This window comes from Streptomyces sp. NPDC002130, from assembly GCF_040296465.1.
Classification (GTDB): domain Bacteria; phylum Actinomycetota; class Actinomycetes; order Streptomycetales; family Streptomycetaceae; genus Streptomyces.
Map to the genome: position 1 here is coordinate 1 of NZ_JBEOXI010000622.1, position 2021 is coordinate 2021.

A 2021-nucleotide genomic window follows, 5' to 3' on the forward strand; every position below is an offset into this window, starting at 1 on the left:
GGCCAGGGCGTCTCTCTTGACCATGAGGTAGCCGGCGAAGAAGACCGCGAGGGCGATCCACCGAGTACGGACTCGCCGGCGCCGTCTGGACGCAGGACGCCGGCAAGGCACAGCGGGTCGCCCGCCGGCTGCGCCACGGAACGGTGTGGATCAACGACTACCACCCCTATGTGCCGCAGGCGGAATGGGGTGGGTTCGGGCACTCCGGCGTGGGCCGGGAGCTGGGACCGACGGGCCTGGACGAGTACCGGGAGCCCAAACACATCTGGCAGAACATCCAACCCCGGCCGCAGCACTGGTTCCGCGGCTGAACGCCGAAAGAGGTCGAACATGACCCCAGCAACGACCGAGGCGTCGCGGCGGCGCGGCGCCCCCCAGGACGCGGCACCCACCCCGGTCATCTCCGTACGCGAACTGTGGAAGGTGTTCGGGCCCAAGGCGGCCCAGGTGCCCGGCTCCGAGGAACTGCGCGGACTCACCCGCCGCGAACTGATGGACCGCACCGGATGCACGGCCGCCGTGCGCGACGTTCACTTCGACGTCGCGCCCGGCGAGGTGTTCGTCGTCATGGGCCTGTCCGGCTCCGGCAAGTCCACCCTGGTGCGCTGTCTGACCCGGCTCATCGAACCCACCGCCGGCGAGATCCTCTTCGAGGGCGAGGACATCCGCGACGCGGACGCGAGCCGCCTGCGCGAGCTGCGCCGCAGCAAGTTCTCCATGGTCTTCCAGCACTTCGGGCTGCTGCCGCACCGCCGGGTCGTCGACAACGTGGCCTTCGGCCTGGAGATCCGCGGCATGAGCAGAGCCGAGCGCACCAGGCGCGCGCTGGAGGTCGTCGAACTCGTCGGCCTCTCGGGTTACGAGAGCTCCTACCCCGACCAGCTCTCCGGCGGCATGCAGCAGCGCGTGGGACTCGCCCGCGCCCTGGCCGGAGACCCCGACGTCCTCCTCTTCGACGAGCCGTTCTCGGCGCTCGACCCGCTGATCCGCCGGGACATGCAGAACGAGGTCGTCCGTCTGCACCACGAGGTCGGCAAGACGATGGTGTTCATCACCCACGACCTGTCCGAGGCACTGCGCCTGGGCGACCGCATCCTCATCATGCGCGACGGCAAAATGGTCCAGTGCGGCACCGGCGACGAACTGGTCGGCGCCCCCGCGGACGACTACGTACGCGACTTCGTCAGGGACGTGCCCCGCGGTGATGTGCTGACCCTGCGGTGGATCATGCGCCCGGCGGAGCCGGACGACCCCCTGGACGGTCCCGAACTGGGCCCGGACGTCGTGGTGAAGGAGGCCACACGGGCGGTGCTCGCTGCCGACAAGCCGGTCAAGGTCGTCGAGAACGGCAAACTCCTCGGCATCGTCGGCGACGACGAGATCCTCGCGGTGGTCGCCGGGCAGGAAGGCGACGCGTGATGACCGTCGCCGTACAAAAGACCGAGAGGCCGGAGAGAATCGGGAACGAGGAGCCACCCGCTCCCGCCCGGCGCGCGCCCACGGTCAGCCGCTCGATGATCGTCGCCGGGATCCTGGTCGCCTGGCTCGTCCTCTTCGCCGTGCTGCGCGGCAAGCAGACCCTGTCCCTCGCCGCGGCCGATCTGACCGACCTGCACCGGTGGTTCAACGACGTCAACGACTCCATCGGCGCGAACCGCAACTCCAACCCGCTCTTCCTCTACTTCTTCAACGAGATCCGCCTGGTCATCGACACCCTGGTGACCTTCGTCCAGGAGCTGATCTCGCAGCCGACCGCGGGCCGCCCGGTCCCGCAGATCGGCTGGCTCGGTGTCGTGGGCCTCGTCGGCTACGTCTCCTGGGCCGTGGGCAACTGGCGGGTCGCGCTGCTGGCCGTCGCCGGCTTCACCTTCCTCGGCCTGCAGGGCCTCTGGCAGGAGAGCATGGACACGCTGGCGCTGACCCTCTCCGCGGTCTTCGTGGCGCTGCTGTTCGCCCTTCCCCTGGGAGTGTGGGCCGGTCTGTCCGACCGGTTCAACCGGGTCGTGACGCCGTTCCTGGAC

At 69.5% G+C, this 2021-nt stretch carries 1 protein-coding gene and 2 pseudogenes; all 3 read left to right on the plus strand.

The window, feature by feature from the left end:
• Positions 1-59: 59 nt before the first annotated feature.
• Positions 60-311: pseudogene (locus ABT116_RS43620) on the plus strand (aldehyde dehydrogenase family protein); the annotation flags it as partial.
• Between the two features lie 19 nt (positions 312-330).
• Positions 331-1419, plus strand: coding sequence for a quaternary amine ABC transporter ATP-binding protein (locus ABT116_RS43625; protein ID WP_351646345.1), 1089 nt, complete (start codon positions 331-333; stop codon positions 1417-1419).
• Positions 1419-2021, plus strand: a pseudogene (locus tag ABT116_RS43630) (ABC transporter permease); the annotation flags it as partial. The gene ABT116_RS43625 and the pseudogene ABT116_RS43630, both read left to right, overlap by 1 nt.